This is a genomic window from Type-C symbiont of Plautia stali, from assembly GCF_059730935.1.
In genome coordinates this window covers 2,539,731-2,554,795 of record NZ_AP035923.1, presented here as the reverse complement: position 1 = coordinate 2,554,795, position 15,065 = coordinate 2,539,731, and the positions used below count along the sequence as shown (strand labels likewise).

Here is a 15,065-nt window from a genome sequence, read left to right as displayed (position 1 = left end):
CTTCTTCCTGGTTGATACGGCCAAACAGCCTTTAGCCTGCCTGATTCAGGGCCAGGTGTCACCAGGAGAGAGATGAGAAACGCAGCCGCGCGCTTCTCATCACAGCGCCATCAGGCCGCAATCGACGACAGCAGATTCACCTGCGTCTGTTTCGCCATATTATCGCGGTAGTCGGCAACGCGGCTCGGCCATTCGATACCGGAAACCAGCGTCAGCGAGCGCAGCAGCGGAAACAGATGAATGTCATCCTCAGACAACTCGCCGTTCACCGCATTGGGTTTGACGATCAATTTATCCAGCTGGCGCAGATCATCGCTGATATTTTTGATGAAACCCGGGGCATGCTTACGCAGTTCGGCAAAGTCACCGAGGCTGGCCTGTTTCTTTTCGCGGAAGTAATCACGTGCTTCGGGGGTGGCAAATTCAGCAAACGCGGCCTCGGCGATGCGCGGCAGCAGCAGCTTGTTGATGTAGCCATTGACCCGTCGCAGCCAGTCTGCGATGGCGGGATTTTGCTTGCCGGTCAGCAGCGGCTGGCGATCCTGATTATCGACAAAGCGCACGATATCCATGCTCTCCGGCATCGCACTGCCATCGGCTTTTTGCAGAATCGGCGCCATTTTCTGGCCAATCAGCTTTTTCGGCGTTGCTTCATCATCATTGAGCATCACAATCAGCTCAACCGGCAGGTTTTTCAGGCCAAATATCATGCGTGCTTTGACGCAGAAAGGGCAGTGATCGTAGATGTAAAGTTTCATCCCGTTTCTCCTGTGATTCTCAGGGTGACGGAGGTCACCCTTTTTCCGGACGTGCGGGAAGTATGGAAGAGAACGCCTGAACCGGCAAACTAGCTGCTGAAGATCGCCGGTGCCACCTGGCGCGGCTGGAACTGCCACCACAGCGCCAGTAGCGTGATCATGCCGACGGTGCTGAGCAGCATCCACGGCAGCTCCGGCAGGGCCAGCTGCTGGCCCATATCGAACATCCAGCCGCCACCGGAGTAACCAATCAGCCCGCCAATCGCCAGACCGAGCCGGCTGAACCCCATGTAGCTGCCGCGTGCCCGGGCGCTGGCCAGGGAGGCACTCAGGGTTTCACGTGCCGGTTCAGCGATGATCGATCCGAGATAGAAGACGGCGATCAGCAAAAACAGCGACGGCAGTGAATCGGTCATGCCAACCGGCAGCAGACTGAAGGTCATCAGAAACAGTCCGGCCATCAGGCGTGTTTCCAGGCGGAAGCGCTTTTCACTCCAGCGCGCCAGCGGATAGAGCAGGCTGAGTGACAGCAGCGCTTCAATCGCGTACATCCACTTCACCGCCGCCGGTGCGCCCGCCACCTGATTGACCATGACCGGCAGCATCAGCATCACCTGCACGGCGAGAATGTAATAGCCGGTCAGGGTAAAGACATACAGGCGGAAACGGCGGTCGCGCCACACACGCTGCATTCCCTCGCGCATGGCGATACGCTCCGTAGAGATGCGCCATGCTGGCAGCCACACGGCGTTAAAGATGGCGGCGACGACAAACACCGCCGCACCGACCCAGCACACCAGACGGAAATCCCACGCCAGCAGCCAGCTGCCAATCAGCGCGCCCAGCACCGCGCCGGCGCTGTCCTGCATCATCAGCAGCGAAAAGAAGCGTCCGCGCTCGCGTGCCCGCACCAGTTTCACCACCAGCGCGCTGCGTGGCGGATCGAACAGCGTGCCGCCCAGTCCGGACAGCAGACAGGCCAGCCACAGCAGCCACGGCTGATGCGCTAGCGCCATACAGGCGAAACCGGCAGCGCGCATCAGCATGCCGGTGACAATCAGCGGCCGCGCGCCAAAACGGTCAGCAATGGCCCCACCGAAGATGCCAAGCCCCTGCTGCACCAGCTGACGCAGGCCGAGCGCAATGCCCACCAGCAGCGCGGCCCAGCCAAGCTGTTCCACAAAGTGAATGGAGATCAGGGGAAACACCACAAAGAATCCCATTACCACCAGCATGTTATCGACTAACAGAAACGTTTTTCCAAGGCGTCGTGCCCGCGCAACCCGTGACATGCTGAATCCTGAGCAAGTGAGAAGGAAAAGTGACCAGTTGGTCTATTTTCTGCCTGCTCCGGCGGGAAAAATAGCGTTTTCAGGATGATATTTTTTTATCCAGCCTGAAGAGAAATTAATCCTTAATCGGAATCAATTGCCGTGAGCGATGCGCGGGGTTTTACCGCAGCCGGGGTGACGGTTATAGTGAGAAGTAACGCCGCTGGCGTACATCTTTCTTTCGTTATGGATTTCAGGAGTCATGATGTTTGGCTATCGCTCTGCTGGCCCGCGCGTGCGGCTTACCACCGATCGTCTGGTGGTGCGTCTAGTACATGAACGCGATGCCTGGCGTCTGGCGGATTACTACGCCGAAAACCGCGCCTTTCTTAAACCCTGGGAACCGGTGCGCGATGAGAGCCACTGTTATCCTTCCGGCTGGCAGGCGCGCCTGGGTTTAATTGCCGACATGCATAAACAGGGCTCCGCGTTCTATTTTGTGCTGATGGACCCGGAAGAGCATGAAGTGCGCGGCGTCGCCAACTTCAGTAATGTGCTGCGCGGATCGTTTCATGCCTGCTATCTCGGCTACTCGCTGGGAGAGAAGTGGCAGGGGCAGGGCATGATGTTTGAGGCGCTGCAGGCGGCGATTCGCTACATGCAGCGCCAGCAGCGCATTCATCGCATTATGGCCAACTATATGCCGCACAATCAGCGCAGCGGTGATTTGCTGGCGCGCCTCGGTTTTGAAAAAGAGGGCTACGCCAAAGACTATTTACTGATTGATGGCCGCTGGCAGGATCATGTGCTGACGGCGCTTACCTGGCGCGAATGGAACCCGGATCGTCGCGGACAATAATAAAAGGAACACGTAATGAAGATGGCTCTCTCCGCGCAGGCATTGCGCGTGATCGGCTGCCTGCTGGAGAAGCAGGTCACCACGCCGGATCAATATCCGTTATCCCTCAATGGCGTGGTCACCGCCTGTAATCAGAAATCTAACCGCGAGCCGGTGATGAACCTGAGCGAAAGCGAGGTGCAGGCTCAGCTCGATGAGCTGGTGAAAAAGCATCTGGTCACCGCTAACAGCGGTTTCGGTCAGCGCGTCAGCAAATATGAACAGCGTTTCTGCAACTCGGCGTTTGGCAATCTGCAGCTGAATGCCGCCGAAGTGGCGGTGCTGACGCTACTGTTCCTGCGCGGCGCGCAGACGCCGGGCGAACTACGTACCCGCAGTGGTCGTCTGCATGAGTTTCAGGACATGGCCGAAGTGGAACGCACGCTGGAGGGGCTGACGACGCGCGATGACGGCCCCATGGTGGTGCGTCTGGCACGCGAGCCGGGCAAGCGAGAAAGCCGCTATATGCATCTGTTTGGCGGCGAGGTGGCGGACGAGCTATCCGCGAGCCACACAGCGTCGCCTGAGTCTGACGATCTGGCCGTGCGCGTTGCTCAGCTGGAAGCGCAGGTGGCGCGCCTTGATGCTCAGCTGCAGCAACTGCTGCAGCGGGAGGCGTGAAATGACGCTGCGTATTGGTGTGGTCGGGCTTGGCGGTATCGCGCAGAAAGCCTGGCTGCCGGTGCTGGCGCAGGCCAGCGGCTGGCAGCTGGTCGGCGCGTTCTCGCCCAGCCAGGCGCGGGCGCAGCCGATCTGCGACAGTTACCGTATTCCTTATTTTAGTCAGCTGGATGTGCTGGCGGCGGCCAGCGATGCGGTGTTTGTACACAGCAGCACCGCCAGCCATTTTGAGGTAGTGCAGGCGCTGCTGCTGGCCGGTAAAGATGTTTGTGTCGATAAGCCGCTGGCCGAAACGCTGCAGCAGGCGGAGACGCTGGTGGCGCTGGCGGAAAAGCGCAAACGCAAACTGATGGTGGCCTTCAACCGGCGCTTTGCACCGCGCTACCAGCAGCTGAAAGCGCAGCTGCCGGGCGCGTCCTCGCTGCGCATTGAGAAACACCGGGCAGACAGCGTCGGCCCGCACGACCTGCGCTTTACCCTGCTGGATGACTATCTGCACGTGGTCGATACCGCGCTGTGGCTGGCCGGCGGCAAGCTCAGGCTAGAGTTCGGCCATATCGACACCCATGATGACGGCGCAATGCTCTACGGTGAGCACCATTTCTCGGCCGGATCGCTGCAAATTACCACCAGTATGCATCGCCGCGCGGGCACGCAGCGTGAAGTGGTCAGCGCCATCTGCGACGGGCGTTACATCGAAATTAATGAGATGCGCGACTGGCGTGAAGAGACGCTTAGCGGCCTGCGCAGTGATGTCCCGCCGGCGTGGCAAAGTCATCTGACCCAGCGTGGCTTCAGCGGTGCGGCACACCATTTTATCCAGTGCGTGGAAAATCAGACGATGCCTGAAACCAGCGGTGAACAGGCGCTGGCGGCGCAGCGTCTGGTGGAAAAACTGTGGCGCGACGCCGTACAGGAATAATCCCTTGTAACACTCAATGCTGGTCATTTCCCACCGCAGCAGTAGACTATCGCCGGACATCGCAGGATGTCCGCGCTAAGTTGCTCATTTATCCGACACTTTTCAGGATGCGCCACTCATTATGAATTTGCTGAAATCGCTGGCTGCGGTCAGTTCGATGACCCTGTTTTCCCGCGTGCTGGGCTTTGCCCGCGACGCCATCGTGGCGCGCGTTTTCGGGGCTGGCATGGCCACCGATGCCTTTTTCGTGGCGTTCAAACTGCCCAATCTGCTGCGCCGTATTTTCGCCGAAGGCGCCTTTTCACAGGCCTTCGTGCCAATTCTTGCCGAATATAAAAGCAAGCAGGGCGAAGACGCCACGCGGGTGTTTGTTGCCTATGTATCAGGCCTGCTGACGCTGGTGCTGGCGGTGGTGACGGTGCTGGGCATGGTCGCTGCGCCCTGGGTAATCGTGGTAACGGCGCCGGGTTTTGCCGATACCGCCGACAAGTTCGCCTTAACCAGTTCGCTGCTGCGCGTCACCTTTCCTTATATTCTGCTGATCTCGCTGGCGTCGCTGGCCGGGGCGATTCTTAATACCTGGAACCGCTTCTCCGTCCCGGCGTTCGCGCCCACGCTGCTGAATATCAGCATGATCGGCTTTGCGCTGTTTGCCGCGCCGCACTTCCATCCGCCGGTGATGGCGCTGGCGTGGGCAGTGGTAGTGGGCGGGCTGCTGCAGCTGTTTTATCAACTGCCGCACCTGAAAAAGATTGGCATGCTGGTACTGCCGCGCGTCAACCTGCGCGATGCCGGCGTGTGGCGGGTGATGCGCCAGATGGGCCCGGCGATTCTCGGCGTGTCGGTGAGCCAGATCTCGCTGATCATCAATACCATTTTCGCCTCGTTTCTGGTCTCCGGCTCGGTGTCGTGGATGTACTACGCCGATCGTCTTATGGAGTTTCCCTCTGGCGTGCTGGGCGTGGCGCTCGGCACCATCCTGCTGCCGTCGCTGGCGAAGAGTTTTGCCAGCGGCAACCACGATGAATATTCCCGTCTGATGGACTGGGGCCTGCGTCTGTGCTTCCTGCTGGCGCTGCCGAGCGCGGTTGCGCTGGGCATTCTTTCCGGTCCGCTCACCGTGGCGCTTTTCCAGTACGGCAAATTTACCGCTTTTGATGCGGCGATGACCCAGCGCGCGCTGATTGCCTATTCGGTTGGGCTGATGGGGCTGATCGTGGTGAAAGTGCTGGCGCCGGGCTTCTATTCGCGTCAGGACATCAAAACGCCGGTTAAGATTGCTATCGCCACCTTGATCATGACCCAGCTGATGAACCTGGCGTTTATCGGCCCGCTGAAGCACGCCGGTCTGTCGCTGTCGATTGGTCTGGCGGCCTGCCTGAATGCGGCGCTGCTCTACTGGCAGCTGCGCAAACAGCAAATCTTTCAGCCGCAGCCGGGCTGGCACGGTTTCCTGCTGCGTCTGCTGGTCGCCGTCGCGGTGATGGCTGCTGCGCTGCTGGGCATTCTGCAGGTGATGCCAGCGTGGGAAGAGGGGCAGATGTGGTGGCGGTTACTGCGTCTGGCGGCGGTGTGCGCCATTGGCGGCGGCGCTTACTTCGTGATGCTCGGTTTACTGGGCTTCCGCCCGCGCGATTTTGCCCGCCGCACAGCGGTGTGAGCGCACAATAAAAAAGGGTCGCCCGGCGTGGCGACCCTGATTCAGCGGACCCGCAGCACGGCTGCGTTTAGCCTTTGCGGCTCAGCGTGGTCTGGCCTAAACCACGACCGTCCGGACCGTAGAACGACTGGGTCTGATGCGGTTTCAGCACCGACAGCGCCTGTTCGGTAAAGGTCATCTGATGCTGCAACAGCATGCCATTGTGCTGATTGGCGTCGCGCAGACGCTGGGTATGTTGCTGAATGCTGTGCCAGCGGCGTGCGATATCACTGTGACCACGATAAGGCGCTTTGGTACCCAGCGACAGCTCGGTTTTGCGGCGCATTTCGTCCAGATAATTCAACGTCGTCAGCAGCGCGCTTTTATCTTCTGTAATGCGCTGCAGCAGGTTGCCATTGATCCGTCCGGCAGAAAGTTGCTGCTGCTCTTCATCCATCACGACGTTAAGCGAACTCAGCACATCCTGCATTTTATCTAAGGTGGTCAGCAGATTATCCATCGGGACTATTTACCCTCTAAAAACGCCCTGGTATCGGCGATCAGCGCATCGGCGATCTTACCGGTATCCATTCTCAGTTCACCATTACGAATGGCGGTCTTCAGCTGCTCTACGCGCGCTGTGTTAATATCTTTGCTGCCCGGCTGCATCAGCTGCGCCTGAGCGGGACTCAGCGTCACTTCCGCACCATTCTGGCTGGTGCTGGTGGCCGGTGCGCTGTTCTGACGCACTTTTGCCTGGTTTTCGCTGCTGTCACGGGTTTGTACAGTGCTCACCGGTTTTAAAGGCTGCGTTCTGTCGATACTCATGGTGTGGCTCCTGTTAGGGTCAGTTGGGGATCAGCCAACTGAGTCAGCATAGGGTAATATCATTGTTGATATCTCTATCGGCAGAACAACAGCGTTCTTTAACGCTTTATAGCGATATCAGAATATTCCCATCCTCGCTGACACGACCGCTTACCACCTGGCCATTGCTCATGCGCACGCGCACCGTCTGCGCCGCGCTGGCGTTGTTTAACGCACGACCTTCACTGCTGGCATTAAAGCCGTTGCCGCTGGCAATCACCATCACATTCTGACCGGCTTTCACCCGCCACGGCTGGCGCAGCATAGTGGCCGTCACCGGCTGGCCTGGCGCAATGTCACGCAGGGCAATGGCGTCCGCCAGATTGCTGCTGCTGAGCAGCGCGCGCGCCGGCAGCGTGTCCAGCCGGCCACTTTCCAGGCGGAAGTCACTGGCGCTGACGTTGCTGCCACGCGCCAGCTGACGATTGGCCACCAGATACTCGCCAGTGACCTGCACCTGCACCTGCAGATAGCGACGATTCTGGCCGCAGCTGGCGGCAATGCTCAGATTGCCCCACTGGCGACTGTTCCCCGGCAGCAGCAGCTGCGGTGTGTCGCAGGCGGGCCACTGCGTCTGCGGCGTGCGCACCACCACGGTCATACCGGCGGCGTGCTGCGGATCGCGCGCCTGAAAGAACTGAGTCAGCTGCGCGCTGAGATCGGCGGCATAGCCGGGCGTCGCGAAGGCCAGCCACAGCAGGGCCAGCAGGGAAGAAGTTGTACGCATCAACGCCTCCTGTCGAAAAGATGGCACTGAGTCTACTCCGCGCACCAAAAATTCAAGGTGAAAAATAGCCACGATTTTTGCTGCTATTCAGACGATAGCCCTTGCTTTTGTCCCATTAAGCTGTCAGCTCGAAATTCTCATTCGCGGAGGAAGCATGCTCGACAAACTCGATGCCGCGCTGCGATTTGGTACAGAAGCATTAAACCTGCGGGCGCAGCGCCAGGAGATTCTGGCGTCTAACATTGCCAACGCCGATACCCCGGGCTACCAGGCGCGGGATATCGACTTTGCCAGCCAGCTGAGCAAGGTGATGCAGAACGGCCGTGCCGAAGGCAGCAGCCTGGCGCTCAATGTCACGTCATCACGTCACATTGAAGCGCAGACCAATTCACAGCCCGCACTGGATCTGCTGTACCGCATTCCCGATCAGCCTGCCGCGGATGGTAACACCGTGGATATGGATCGCGAGCGTACGCAGTTTGCGGATAACAGCTTGAAATACCAAACCGATCTCACCCTCATCAGTAGCCAGATCAAAGGCATGATGAGCGTTCTGCAGGGGCAATAATCATGGCATTGCTGAATATCTTTGATATCGCCGGTTCTGCGATGACCGCACAGTCACAGCGGCTCAACGTCAGCGCCAGTAACCTGGCCAACGCCGACAGCGTCACCGGGCCGGACGGTCAGCCGTACGTGGCGAAGCAGGTGATTTTCCAGACCGATGCCGCTCAGGGCGCGGCCACCGGCGGCGTCAAAGTGGCCGGTGTCGTGAACGACCCGACGCCCGCCAAACTGGTGTATGACCCGGGTAATCCGCTGGCTGACCAGAAAGGCTACGTCAAAATGCCTAACGTCGACGTGGTCGCCGAAACCGTTAACACCATGTCCGCGTCGCGCAGCTATCAGGCCAACGTCGAAGTGCTGAACACGGTGAAGTCAATGATGATGAAAACCCTCACCATGGGTCAGTAACGGAGACGCATTATGAGCCTTGCAGTAGGGATTAAAGACAACCTCGACCCCACGGTCCTCAGCTCCAGCAGCAGCACCGGCAGCGGCAACAGCGCGCAGGATCTGCAAAACCAGTTCCTGAACATGCTGGTGACGCAGCTGAAAAATCAGGACCCGACTAACCCGATGGACAACAGTCAGCTGACAACCCAGCTGACGCAGATCAACACCCTGAGCGGCATTGAAAAACTCAATACCACGCTGGGATCGATCTCCGGTCAGATCAGCACCAGCCAGTCGCTGCAGAGCTCAACGCTGATCGGCCATGGCGTGATGGTGAAGGGCAGCCAGGTGCTGGTCGGCAGCGGCACCAGCACGCCGTTTGGCGTGGAGCTGGGCACCGCGTCGACCGCCACCAGCGTCACCATCAAAGATGGTAACGGCAGCGTAGTGCGCTCTATCGATCTCGGCGGTCTCAGCGCCGGCGTTCACACCTTCTCGTGGGACGGCAAGATGGACGATGGCAGCGCCGCACCGGACGGCAAATATACGGTTTCACTCGCCGCCAGCAATGGCAGCACCCAACTGGTGGCACAGCCGCTGAACTACGCCTATGTCAACGGCGTCAGCACCGTGAATAACACCGCAAAACTGGATCTCGGCACCATGGGCTCCGCGACCCTCGATGAAATTCGTCAGATTCTCTGACTAACCTCTTAGCAGGAGAAATAGCATGTCATTTTCACAAGCGGTGAGCGGCCTGGGCGCTGCCTCCAGCAACCTCGACGTTATTGGTAACAACATCGCCAACTCGGCGACGGCCGGCTTTAAATCCAGCACCATCGCGTTTGCCGATATGTTCGCCGGTTCGAACGTCGGTATGGGTACCAAAGTCGCAGCGGTGATTCAGAACTTTAACGACGGCACCACCACCTCTACCAGCCGTGGGCTGGACGTGGCGCTGAGCGGCAACGGTTTCTTCCGTCTGACCGACGCCAGCGGCGGCGTGTTCTATTCGCGTAACGGCCAGTTCACGCTGGACGAAAACCGTAACCTGGTGAACACCCAGGGCCTGACCGTAACCGGCTATCCGGCTAACGGCACCCCGCCAACCATTCAGGCCGGTGCCAACCCGGTCGCGCTGAGCATTCCGACCACCCAGATGTCGGCGCGCGCTACCACTACCGCCACCATGGTATCCAACCTGAACTCAACCGATGCGGTGCCAACCGGCGGTGCGTTCACGGCAACCAACGTGGATACTTACAACGCCAAAAGCACCGTGACCGTGTACGACTCGCAGGGTAACGACCACGCGCTGGATCTGTACTACGTCAAAACGGCCGACAACAACTGGACGGTGCACGCGATTGATTCCACCACTGGTCAGGCTGCCGGTAACTTCAACATGGTATTCGATACCAGCGGTAACCTGACTTCGGCCAGCACCGTGGCGCTGACCATTCAGGGTGCCAACGGTGCCGCGGCCAACCAGGCCGTCAGCCTCAGCGTGCTCGGCAGCCTGCAGCAGAACACCGGCAAAACCAACTTCGGTAACCCAACCCAGGATGGCTATGCACCGGGCGATCTGACCAGCTACACCATCAACGATGACGGCACCATCACCGGGACTTACTCCAACCAGAAAACCCAGCTGCTGGGTCAGATTGTGCTGGCGAGTTTCTCTAACCCGGAAGGGCTGAAGTCCGAAGGCGATAACGTCTGGTCGGCGACCAACTCCTCGGGCCAGGCGGCAGTCGGTCTGGCAGGCACCGGTACCTACGGCAACCTGACCTCCGGCGCGCTGGAAGCGTCCAACGTCGACCTGAGTAAAGAGCTGGTGAATATGATCGTTGCCCAGCGTAACTATCAGGCCAACAGCCAGACCATCAAAACGCAGGACCAGATTCTTAACACCCTGGTCAACCTTCGTTAATACGCTAACGGGATTGCTTTATGGATCACGCAATATATACCGCGATGGGCGCGGCCAGTCAGACGATGGAGCAACAGTCTGTCACCGCCAGCAACCTCGCCAACGCCTCGACGCCGGGCTTTCGCGCTCAGCTCAATGCGCTGCGCGCGGTGCCGGTCAACGGCTGGTCGCTGCCAACACGTACGCTGGTCGCTGCTTCGACGCCGGGTGCCGATATGTCGCAGGGCTCGCTCGATTACACCGAGCGTCCGCTCGATGTGGCGGTGCAGCAGGATGGCTGGCTGGCGGTGCGTACCGCTGACGGCAGTGAAGCTTATACCCGCAACGGTAACATGCAGATCAGCCCGACCGGCCAGCTGACCATTCAGGGCAATCCCGTGATGGGCGATGGCGGTCCGATTGCCGTGCCGCAGGGCGCGCAACTGACCATTGCCGCCGACGGCTCCATCACCGCGCTTAACGCCGGTGACGCGCCGAACGCCACGGTGCAGCTCGGACGGCTGAAGCTGGTACGTGCCACAGGCCAGGAACTGACGCGCGGTGATGACGGCATGTTCCGTCCCAGCGCCGCCACTCAGGCACAGCGCGGCGCGGCGCTGCCGAATGACGCGACCGTGCAGGTGATGCCGGGCGTGCTGGAGGGCAGCAACGTGAAGCCCGTGGAAACCATGGTCGACATGATCGCCAACGCCCGACGTTTTGAGATGCAGATGAAAGTGATCTCCAACGTCGATGAAAACGAACAGCGGGCTAATCAGCTGCTCAATATGAGCAGCTAAGGCTTAAGGAAAACACAATGATTCGTTCTTTATGGATCGCGAAAACCGGTCTTGACGCACAGCAGACCAACATGGACGTCATCGCCAACAACCTGGCGAACGTCAGCACTAACGGCTTTAAGCGTTCACGCGCGGTGTTCGAAGACCTGATGTACCAGACCCTGCGTCAGCCGGGTGCGCAGTCGTCAGAACAGACCACGCTGCCGTCGGGCCTGCAGATCGGTACCGGTGTGCGTCCGGTGACCACCGAACGTCTGCACAACCAGGGCAACCTGTCGCAGACCAGTAACTCAAAAGATGTGGCGATTAATGGTCAGGGCTATTTCCAGGTGCAGATGCCGGACGGTACGTCGGCGTATACCCGCGACGGATCTTTCCAGGTGGACCAGAACGGCCAGCTGGTGACCAACGCCGGTTTTCCGGTGCAGCCAGGCATCACTATTCCGGCGAACGCCACCAGCATCACCATTGCGCGTGACGGCGTGGTGACGGTGACACAGCAGGGGCAGACGCAGCCGGCACAGGTTGGCCAGCTGACGCTCAGCACCTTCATGAACGATGCCGGACTGGATAGCGTCGGGGAAAACCTCTATCAGGAAACCCAGGCCTCCGGTGCGCCGACCGAAAGCACGCCGGGTCAGAACGGGGCCGGTCTGCTGTATCAGGGTTACGTGGAAACCTCCAACGTCAACGTGGCGGAAGAGCTGGTGACCATGATCCAGACACAGCGCGCTTATGAGATCAACAGCAAAGCGATCAGCACCTCCGATCAGATGCTGCAGAAGTTAACCCAGCTGTAATGCCGGGATCGTTGGGCCAGCGCGTTTGGCCCGATTAAGAACATGAAAAAGGTCAGAACTCCGTGGCGAAGCAAGTGATTCTCAAGCCTGGGCATTGGTTAGTAGCCACGCTGCTACTGACCCTTAACGGTTGTGCGCTGGTGCCGCGCACGCCACTGGTACAGGGTGCGACGACGGCTGAGCCGACGCCATCCGCACCGCCGGTGGTGAACGGTTCCATTTTTCAGGGCGTGGCGCCGCTCAACTACGGCTATCAGCCGCTGTTTGAGGATCGTCGTCCACGTAACATTGGTGACACCCTGACCATTACGCTGCAGGAAAACGTCAGCGCCAGCAAAAGCTCTTCAGCCAATGCCAGCCGCGACGGCAGCAACAGCTTTGGCCTGAGCGCCATCCCAACCGGCCTGGCCGGACTGGTGGGCGCCGGCGGCGAAAAAGCCGCGCTTGACGCCAATGGCAAAAACGATTTCGCTGGCAAAGGTGGCGCAACCGCCAACAACACCTTTACCGGCACCATCACCGTCACCGTTAACCAGGTGCTGTCGAACGGCAACCTGCGCGTGGTCGGCGAGAAACAGATTGAAATCAACCAAGGCACCGAATTCATCCGCTTCTCTGGCGTAGTGAACCCGCGCACCATCAGCGCCAGCAACGCGGTGCTGTCAACGCAGGTCGCCGATGCACGTATTGAGTACGTCGGTAACGGTTATATCAATGAGGCGCAGACCATGGGCTGGTTCCAGCGCTTCTTCCTGAACGTCTCGCCGATGTAAGAGGTCATGATGAAAAACACTACACTGCTGCGTTTGGGCCTGGGCCTGTTGCTCGGCATCAGCAGCCTGATGGCGCAGGCCGATCGCATCCGCGATCTCACCAGCGTGCAGGGCGTACGCGATAACCAGCTGATTGGTTACGGTCTGGTGGTTGGCCTTGACGGCACCGGTGACCAGACCACCCAGACGCCGTTCACCACGCAAACGGTGAGTAACATGCTGTCGCAGCTGGGCATCACCGTGCCTGCCGGCACCAACATGCAGCTGAAAAACGTGGCGGCGGTGATGGTCACCGCCAAACTGCCGTCGTTTGCCCGTCAGGGACAGACGGTTGATGTGGTGGTGTCCTCACTGGGTAACGCCAAAAGCTTGCGCGGCGGTACGCTGCTGATGACGCCAATGAAGGGCGTCGATAACCAGGTTTACGCGCTGGCGCAGGGTAACATTCTGGTCGGCGGGGCGGGTGCCTCGGCCGGTGGCAGCAGCGTACAGGTTAACCAGCTCAACGGCGGCCGCATTACCGGTGGCGCCACCGTGGAGCGCGAGCTGCAGAGCAACTTCGGCAGCCAGAACACCATCAACCTGCAGCTTAACAACGAAGATTTCACCATGGCGCAGCGCATTGCTGATGCCATCAACAGCCGTGGCGTGGGGTCAGCGCTGCCGCTTGACGCCCGTACCGTGCAAATCCGCGTGTCGCCAAATAACAGCTCGCAGGTACGTCTGCTGGCGGAGATCCAGAACATCGACGTGTCGGTACCACTGGAAGACGCCAAAGTGATCATTAACTCGCGCACCGGTTCGGTGGTGATGAATCGCGAAGTGACGCTCAACACCTGTGCGGTGGCGCAGGGCAACCTGTCGGTCACGGTTAATCAGCAGCAGAACGTCAGCCAGCCGGATACGCCGTTTGCCGGTGGTCAGACGGTTGCCACCACACAAACGCAGATCGATCTGCGTCAGAGCGGCGGCGCGCTGCAGCGGGTTAACGCCAGTGCCAACCTGAACAACGTAGTGCGGGCGCTGAATGCGCTGGGTGCGACACCGATTGAGCTGATGTCGATTCTGCAATCGATGGAGAGCGCGGGCTGCCTGCGCGCGAAGCTGGAAATTATCTGATGACCGATACGCAATCGCTGATGAACGCGGCGTATGACAGCCGCTCGCTGAACGAACTGAAACGCCAGGCTGCCGTGGATCCGAAAGGCAAAGCGCTGCAGGTGGCGAAGCAGGTCGAAGGGATGTTCGTGCAGATGATGCTGAAGAGCATGCGTGAAGCGCTGCCGCAGGATGGCATGCTGAGCAACGATCAGACGCGGCTTTACACCTCGCTTTACGATCAGCAGATTGCGCAGGAAATCGGCAAGCGCGGGCTGGGTCTGGCCGACACCATTGTCAAACAGATGCAGCCAGCGCAGGCACCGGACGAAAGCGCCGGTACCGTGCCGATGAAACTGGATAACAGCTTCATCTATAGCAGCATGGCGCCCACGCAGCTGGAGCAGATGGTGCGTAAAGCGGTGCCGCGTTTGCCGGTCTCGCCGGCCAGCCTGCCGGGTGACAGCAATGAGTTTATCGCCCAGCTGGCGCAGCCGGCGAAAGTGGCCAGCCAGCAGAGCGGCATTCCTCACCATCTGATTCTGGCGCAGGCGGCACTGGAGTCAGGCTGGGGCCAGCGGCAGATCCTGACGCGCGACGGTAAGCCGAGCTACAACGTGTTCGGGATCAAAGCCAGCGGCGACTGGAAGGGCGAAACCACCGACATCATGACCACGGAATACGAGGGCGGTGAAGCGAAGAAAGTGCGCGCCACCTTCCGCGTTTATGGCTCCTATTTCGAAGCGCTCAGCGATTACGTGCGGTTGATTTCCAGTAACCCACGTTATGCGGCGGTGGCGAACGCACCGAGCGCCGAGCAGGGCGCGCGCGCGCTGCAGGCGGCTGGCTATGCGACTGACCCGAAATATGCGCAGAAACTGGTAGGAATGATCCAGCAATTCAAAAACATGGGCGAAAAAGTGGTTAAGGCTTACAGCCAGGATTTCACCGACCTGTTCTGATTTTTCCGCTCAAGTTTCGCTTAAGCACGCCGATAACCTTCACATGCCGCGGGCGTTGTG

At 59.5% G+C, this 15,065-nt stretch carries 18 protein-coding genes; 13 read left to right on the top strand and 5 right to left on the bottom strand.

The genetic code is table 11. The features are described from left to right. Positions 1-110: 110 nt before the first annotated feature. Together grxB and mdtH are read right to left on the bottom strand one after the other, a co-directional pair. The gene (gene grxB, locus AC6I7J_RS12055; RefSeq protein WP_021506432.1) at positions 111-758 is read right to left on the bottom strand and encodes a glutaredoxin 2; all 648 of its coding nucleotides are present in this window, start codon (positions 756-758) and stop codon (positions 111-113) included. An 89-nt stretch (positions 759-847) separates the two neighbouring features. Next, a complete protein-coding gene (mdtH, locus tag AC6I7J_RS12050; protein ID WP_104092805.1) occupies positions 848-2,050 on the bottom strand; it encodes a multidrug efflux MFS transporter MdtH in 1,203 nt (400 codons plus the stop codon). A gap of 244 nt (positions 2,051-2,294) precedes the next feature. Between mdtH and rimJ the strand changes: the two genes are divergently transcribed. The 4 genes from rimJ (at position 2,295) to murJ (ending at position 6,130) form a co-directional block, all read left to right on the top strand. Further along, the gene (rimJ, locus tag AC6I7J_RS12045; RefSeq protein ID WP_021506430.1) at positions 2,295-2,888 is read left to right on the top strand and encodes a ribosomal protein S5-alanine N-acetyltransferase; all 594 of its coding nucleotides are present in this window, start codon (positions 2,295-2,297) and stop codon (positions 2,886-2,888) included. A gap of 15 nt (positions 2,889-2,903) precedes the next feature. Then, positions 2,904-3,548, top strand: coding sequence for a DUF480 domain-containing protein (locus AC6I7J_RS12040; protein WP_059010451.1), 645 nt, complete (start codon positions 2,904-2,906; stop codon positions 3,546-3,548). Position 3,549: 1 nt separating this feature from the next. Beyond that, positions 3,550-4,470: a Gfo/Idh/MocA family protein gene (locus tag AC6I7J_RS12035; protein WP_215480200.1), complete on the top strand. Its 921-nt coding sequence runs from the start codon at positions 3,550-3,552 to the stop codon at positions 4,468-4,470. 121 nt (positions 4,471-4,591) lie between these two features. Beyond that, positions 4,592-6,130, top strand: coding sequence for a murein biosynthesis integral membrane protein MurJ (murJ, locus tag AC6I7J_RS12030; RefSeq protein ID WP_058759461.1), 1,539 nt, complete (start codon positions 4,592-4,594; stop codon positions 6,128-6,130). Between the two features lie 67 nt (positions 6,131-6,197). On the opposite strand, the gene flgN is transcribed toward murJ, so the two are convergent. The 3 genes from flgN to flgA all read right to left on the bottom strand — a co-directional run bounded on the left by flgN (position 6,198) and on the right by flgA (position 7,703). Then, a complete protein-coding gene (gene flgN / locus AC6I7J_RS12025) occupies positions 6,198-6,629 on the bottom strand; it encodes a flagellar export chaperone FlgN (RefSeq protein WP_058769621.1) in 432 nt (143 codons plus the stop codon). A 5-nt stretch (positions 6,630-6,634) separates the two neighbouring features. Further along, positions 6,635-6,937 carry a flagellar biosynthesis anti-sigma factor FlgM gene (gene flgM / locus AC6I7J_RS12020; protein WP_498005771.1) on the bottom strand — a complete coding sequence of 101 codons (303 nt, stop codon included), beginning with the start codon at positions 6,935-6,937 and terminating at the stop codon, positions 6,635-6,637. Positions 6,938-7,043: 106 nt separating this feature from the next. After that, positions 7,044-7,703, bottom strand: a complete 660-nt coding sequence (gene flgA, locus AC6I7J_RS12015) for a flagellar basal body P-ring formation chaperone FlgA (RefSeq protein WP_021506424.1) — start codon at positions 7,701-7,703, stop codon at positions 7,044-7,046. 154 nt (positions 7,704-7,857) lie between these two features. On the opposite strand from flgA, the gene flgB reads away from it, so the two are divergent. From flgB to flgJ, 9 genes are all read left to right on the top strand, one after another. Then, positions 7,858-8,271, top strand: coding sequence for a flagellar basal body rod protein FlgB (gene flgB, locus AC6I7J_RS12010; protein ID WP_021506423.1), 414 nt, complete (start codon positions 7,858-7,860; stop codon positions 8,269-8,271). 2 nt (positions 8,272-8,273) lie between these two features. Then, complete coding sequence (gene flgC, locus AC6I7J_RS12005) at positions 8,274-8,678, top strand: flagellar basal body rod protein FlgC (RefSeq protein ID WP_021506422.1); 405 nt, start codon at positions 8,274-8,276, stop codon at positions 8,676-8,678. 12 nt (positions 8,679-8,690) lie between these two features. Next, positions 8,691-9,365, top strand: a complete 675-nt coding sequence (flgD, locus tag AC6I7J_RS12000) for a flagellar hook assembly protein FlgD (protein WP_021506421.1) — start codon at positions 8,691-8,693, stop codon at positions 9,363-9,365. Positions 9,366-9,390: 25 nt separating this feature from the next. Beyond that, positions 9,391-10,593: a flagellar hook protein FlgE gene (gene flgE, locus AC6I7J_RS11995; protein ID WP_021506420.1), complete on the top strand. Its 1,203-nt coding sequence runs from the start codon at positions 9,391-9,393 to the stop codon at positions 10,591-10,593. A gap of 20 nt (positions 10,594-10,613) precedes the next feature. Next, positions 10,614-11,372: a flagellar basal body rod protein FlgF gene (locus tag AC6I7J_RS11990; RefSeq protein WP_058759464.1), complete on the top strand. Its 759-nt coding sequence runs from the start codon at positions 10,614-10,616 to the stop codon at positions 11,370-11,372. 17 nt (positions 11,373-11,389) lie between these two features. After that, positions 11,390-12,172: a flagellar basal-body rod protein FlgG gene (flgG, locus tag AC6I7J_RS11985; protein ID WP_021506418.1), complete on the top strand. Its 783-nt coding sequence runs from the start codon at positions 11,390-11,392 to the stop codon at positions 12,170-12,172. Between the two features lie 62 nt (positions 12,173-12,234). Next, the gene (locus AC6I7J_RS11980; protein WP_021506417.1) at positions 12,235-12,945 is read left to right on the top strand and encodes a flagellar basal body L-ring protein FlgH; all 711 of its coding nucleotides are present in this window, start codon (positions 12,235-12,237) and stop codon (positions 12,943-12,945) included. 69 nt (positions 12,946-13,014) lie between these two features. Further along, the gene (locus tag AC6I7J_RS11975) at positions 13,015-14,064 is read left to right on the top strand and encodes a flagellar basal body P-ring protein FlgI (protein WP_240656212.1); all 1,050 of its coding nucleotides are present in this window, start codon (positions 13,015-13,017) and stop codon (positions 14,062-14,064) included. Then, the gene (flgJ, locus tag AC6I7J_RS11970) at positions 14,064-15,005 is read left to right on the top strand and encodes a flagellar assembly peptidoglycan hydrolase FlgJ (RefSeq protein ID WP_021506415.1); all 942 of its coding nucleotides are present in this window, start codon (positions 14,064-14,066) and stop codon (positions 15,003-15,005) included. The genes AC6I7J_RS11975 and flgJ overlap by 1 nt, the downstream gene beginning before the upstream one ends. Positions 15,006-15,065: the final 60 nt, after the last annotated feature.

Coding starts and splice junctions, on each gene's coding strand:
- flgB (WP_021506423.1), top strand. CDS start 7,858: ATGCTCGACAAACTCGATGCCGCGCTGCGATTTGGTACAGAAGCATTA.
- murJ (WP_058759461.1), top strand. CDS start 4,592: ATGAATTTGCTGAAATCGCTGGCTGCGGTCAGTTCGATGACCCTGTTT.
- AC6I7J_RS12035 (WP_215480200.1), top strand. CDS start 3,550: ATGACGCTGCGTATTGGTGTGGTCGGGCTTGGCGGTATCGCGCAGAAA.
- flgN (WP_058769621.1), bottom strand. CDS start 6,629: ATGGATAATCTGCTGACCACCTTAGATAAAATGCAGGATGTGCTGAGT.
- AC6I7J_RS11990 (WP_058759464.1), top strand. CDS start 10,614: ATGGATCACGCAATATATACCGCGATGGGCGCGGCCAGTCAGACGATG.
- flgD (WP_021506421.1), top strand. CDS start 8,691: ATGAGCCTTGCAGTAGGGATTAAAGACAACCTCGACCCCACGGTCCTC.
- grxB (WP_021506432.1), bottom strand. CDS start 758: ATGAAACTTTACATCTACGATCACTGCCCTTTCTGCGTCAAAGCACGC.
- flgJ (WP_021506415.1), top strand. CDS start 14,064: ATGACCGATACGCAATCGCTGATGAACGCGGCGTATGACAGCCGCTCG.
- AC6I7J_RS11975 (WP_240656212.1), top strand. CDS start 13,015: ATGGCGCAGGCCGATCGCATCCGCGATCTCACCAGCGTGCAGGGCGTA.
- rimJ (WP_021506430.1), top strand. CDS start 2,295: ATGTTTGGCTATCGCTCTGCTGGCCCGCGCGTGCGGCTTACCACCGAT.
- AC6I7J_RS12040 (WP_059010451.1), top strand. CDS start 2,904: ATGAAGATGGCTCTCTCCGCGCAGGCATTGCGCGTGATCGGCTGCCTG.
- flgM (WP_498005771.1), bottom strand. CDS start 6,937: ATGAGTATCGACAGAACGCAGCCTTTAAAACCGGTGAGCACTGTACAA.
- flgE (WP_021506420.1), top strand. CDS start 9,391: ATGTCATTTTCACAAGCGGTGAGCGGCCTGGGCGCTGCCTCCAGCAAC.
- flgA (WP_021506424.1), bottom strand. CDS start 7,703: ATGCGTACAACTTCTTCCCTGCTGGCCCTGCTGTGGCTGGCCTTCGCG.
- flgG (WP_021506418.1), top strand. CDS start 11,390: ATGATTCGTTCTTTATGGATCGCGAAAACCGGTCTTGACGCACAGCAG.
- flgC (WP_021506422.1), top strand. CDS start 8,274: ATGGCATTGCTGAATATCTTTGATATCGCCGGTTCTGCGATGACCGCA.
- mdtH (WP_104092805.1), bottom strand. CDS start 2,050: ATGTCACGGGTTGCGCGGGCACGACGCCTTGGAAAAACGTTTCTGTTA.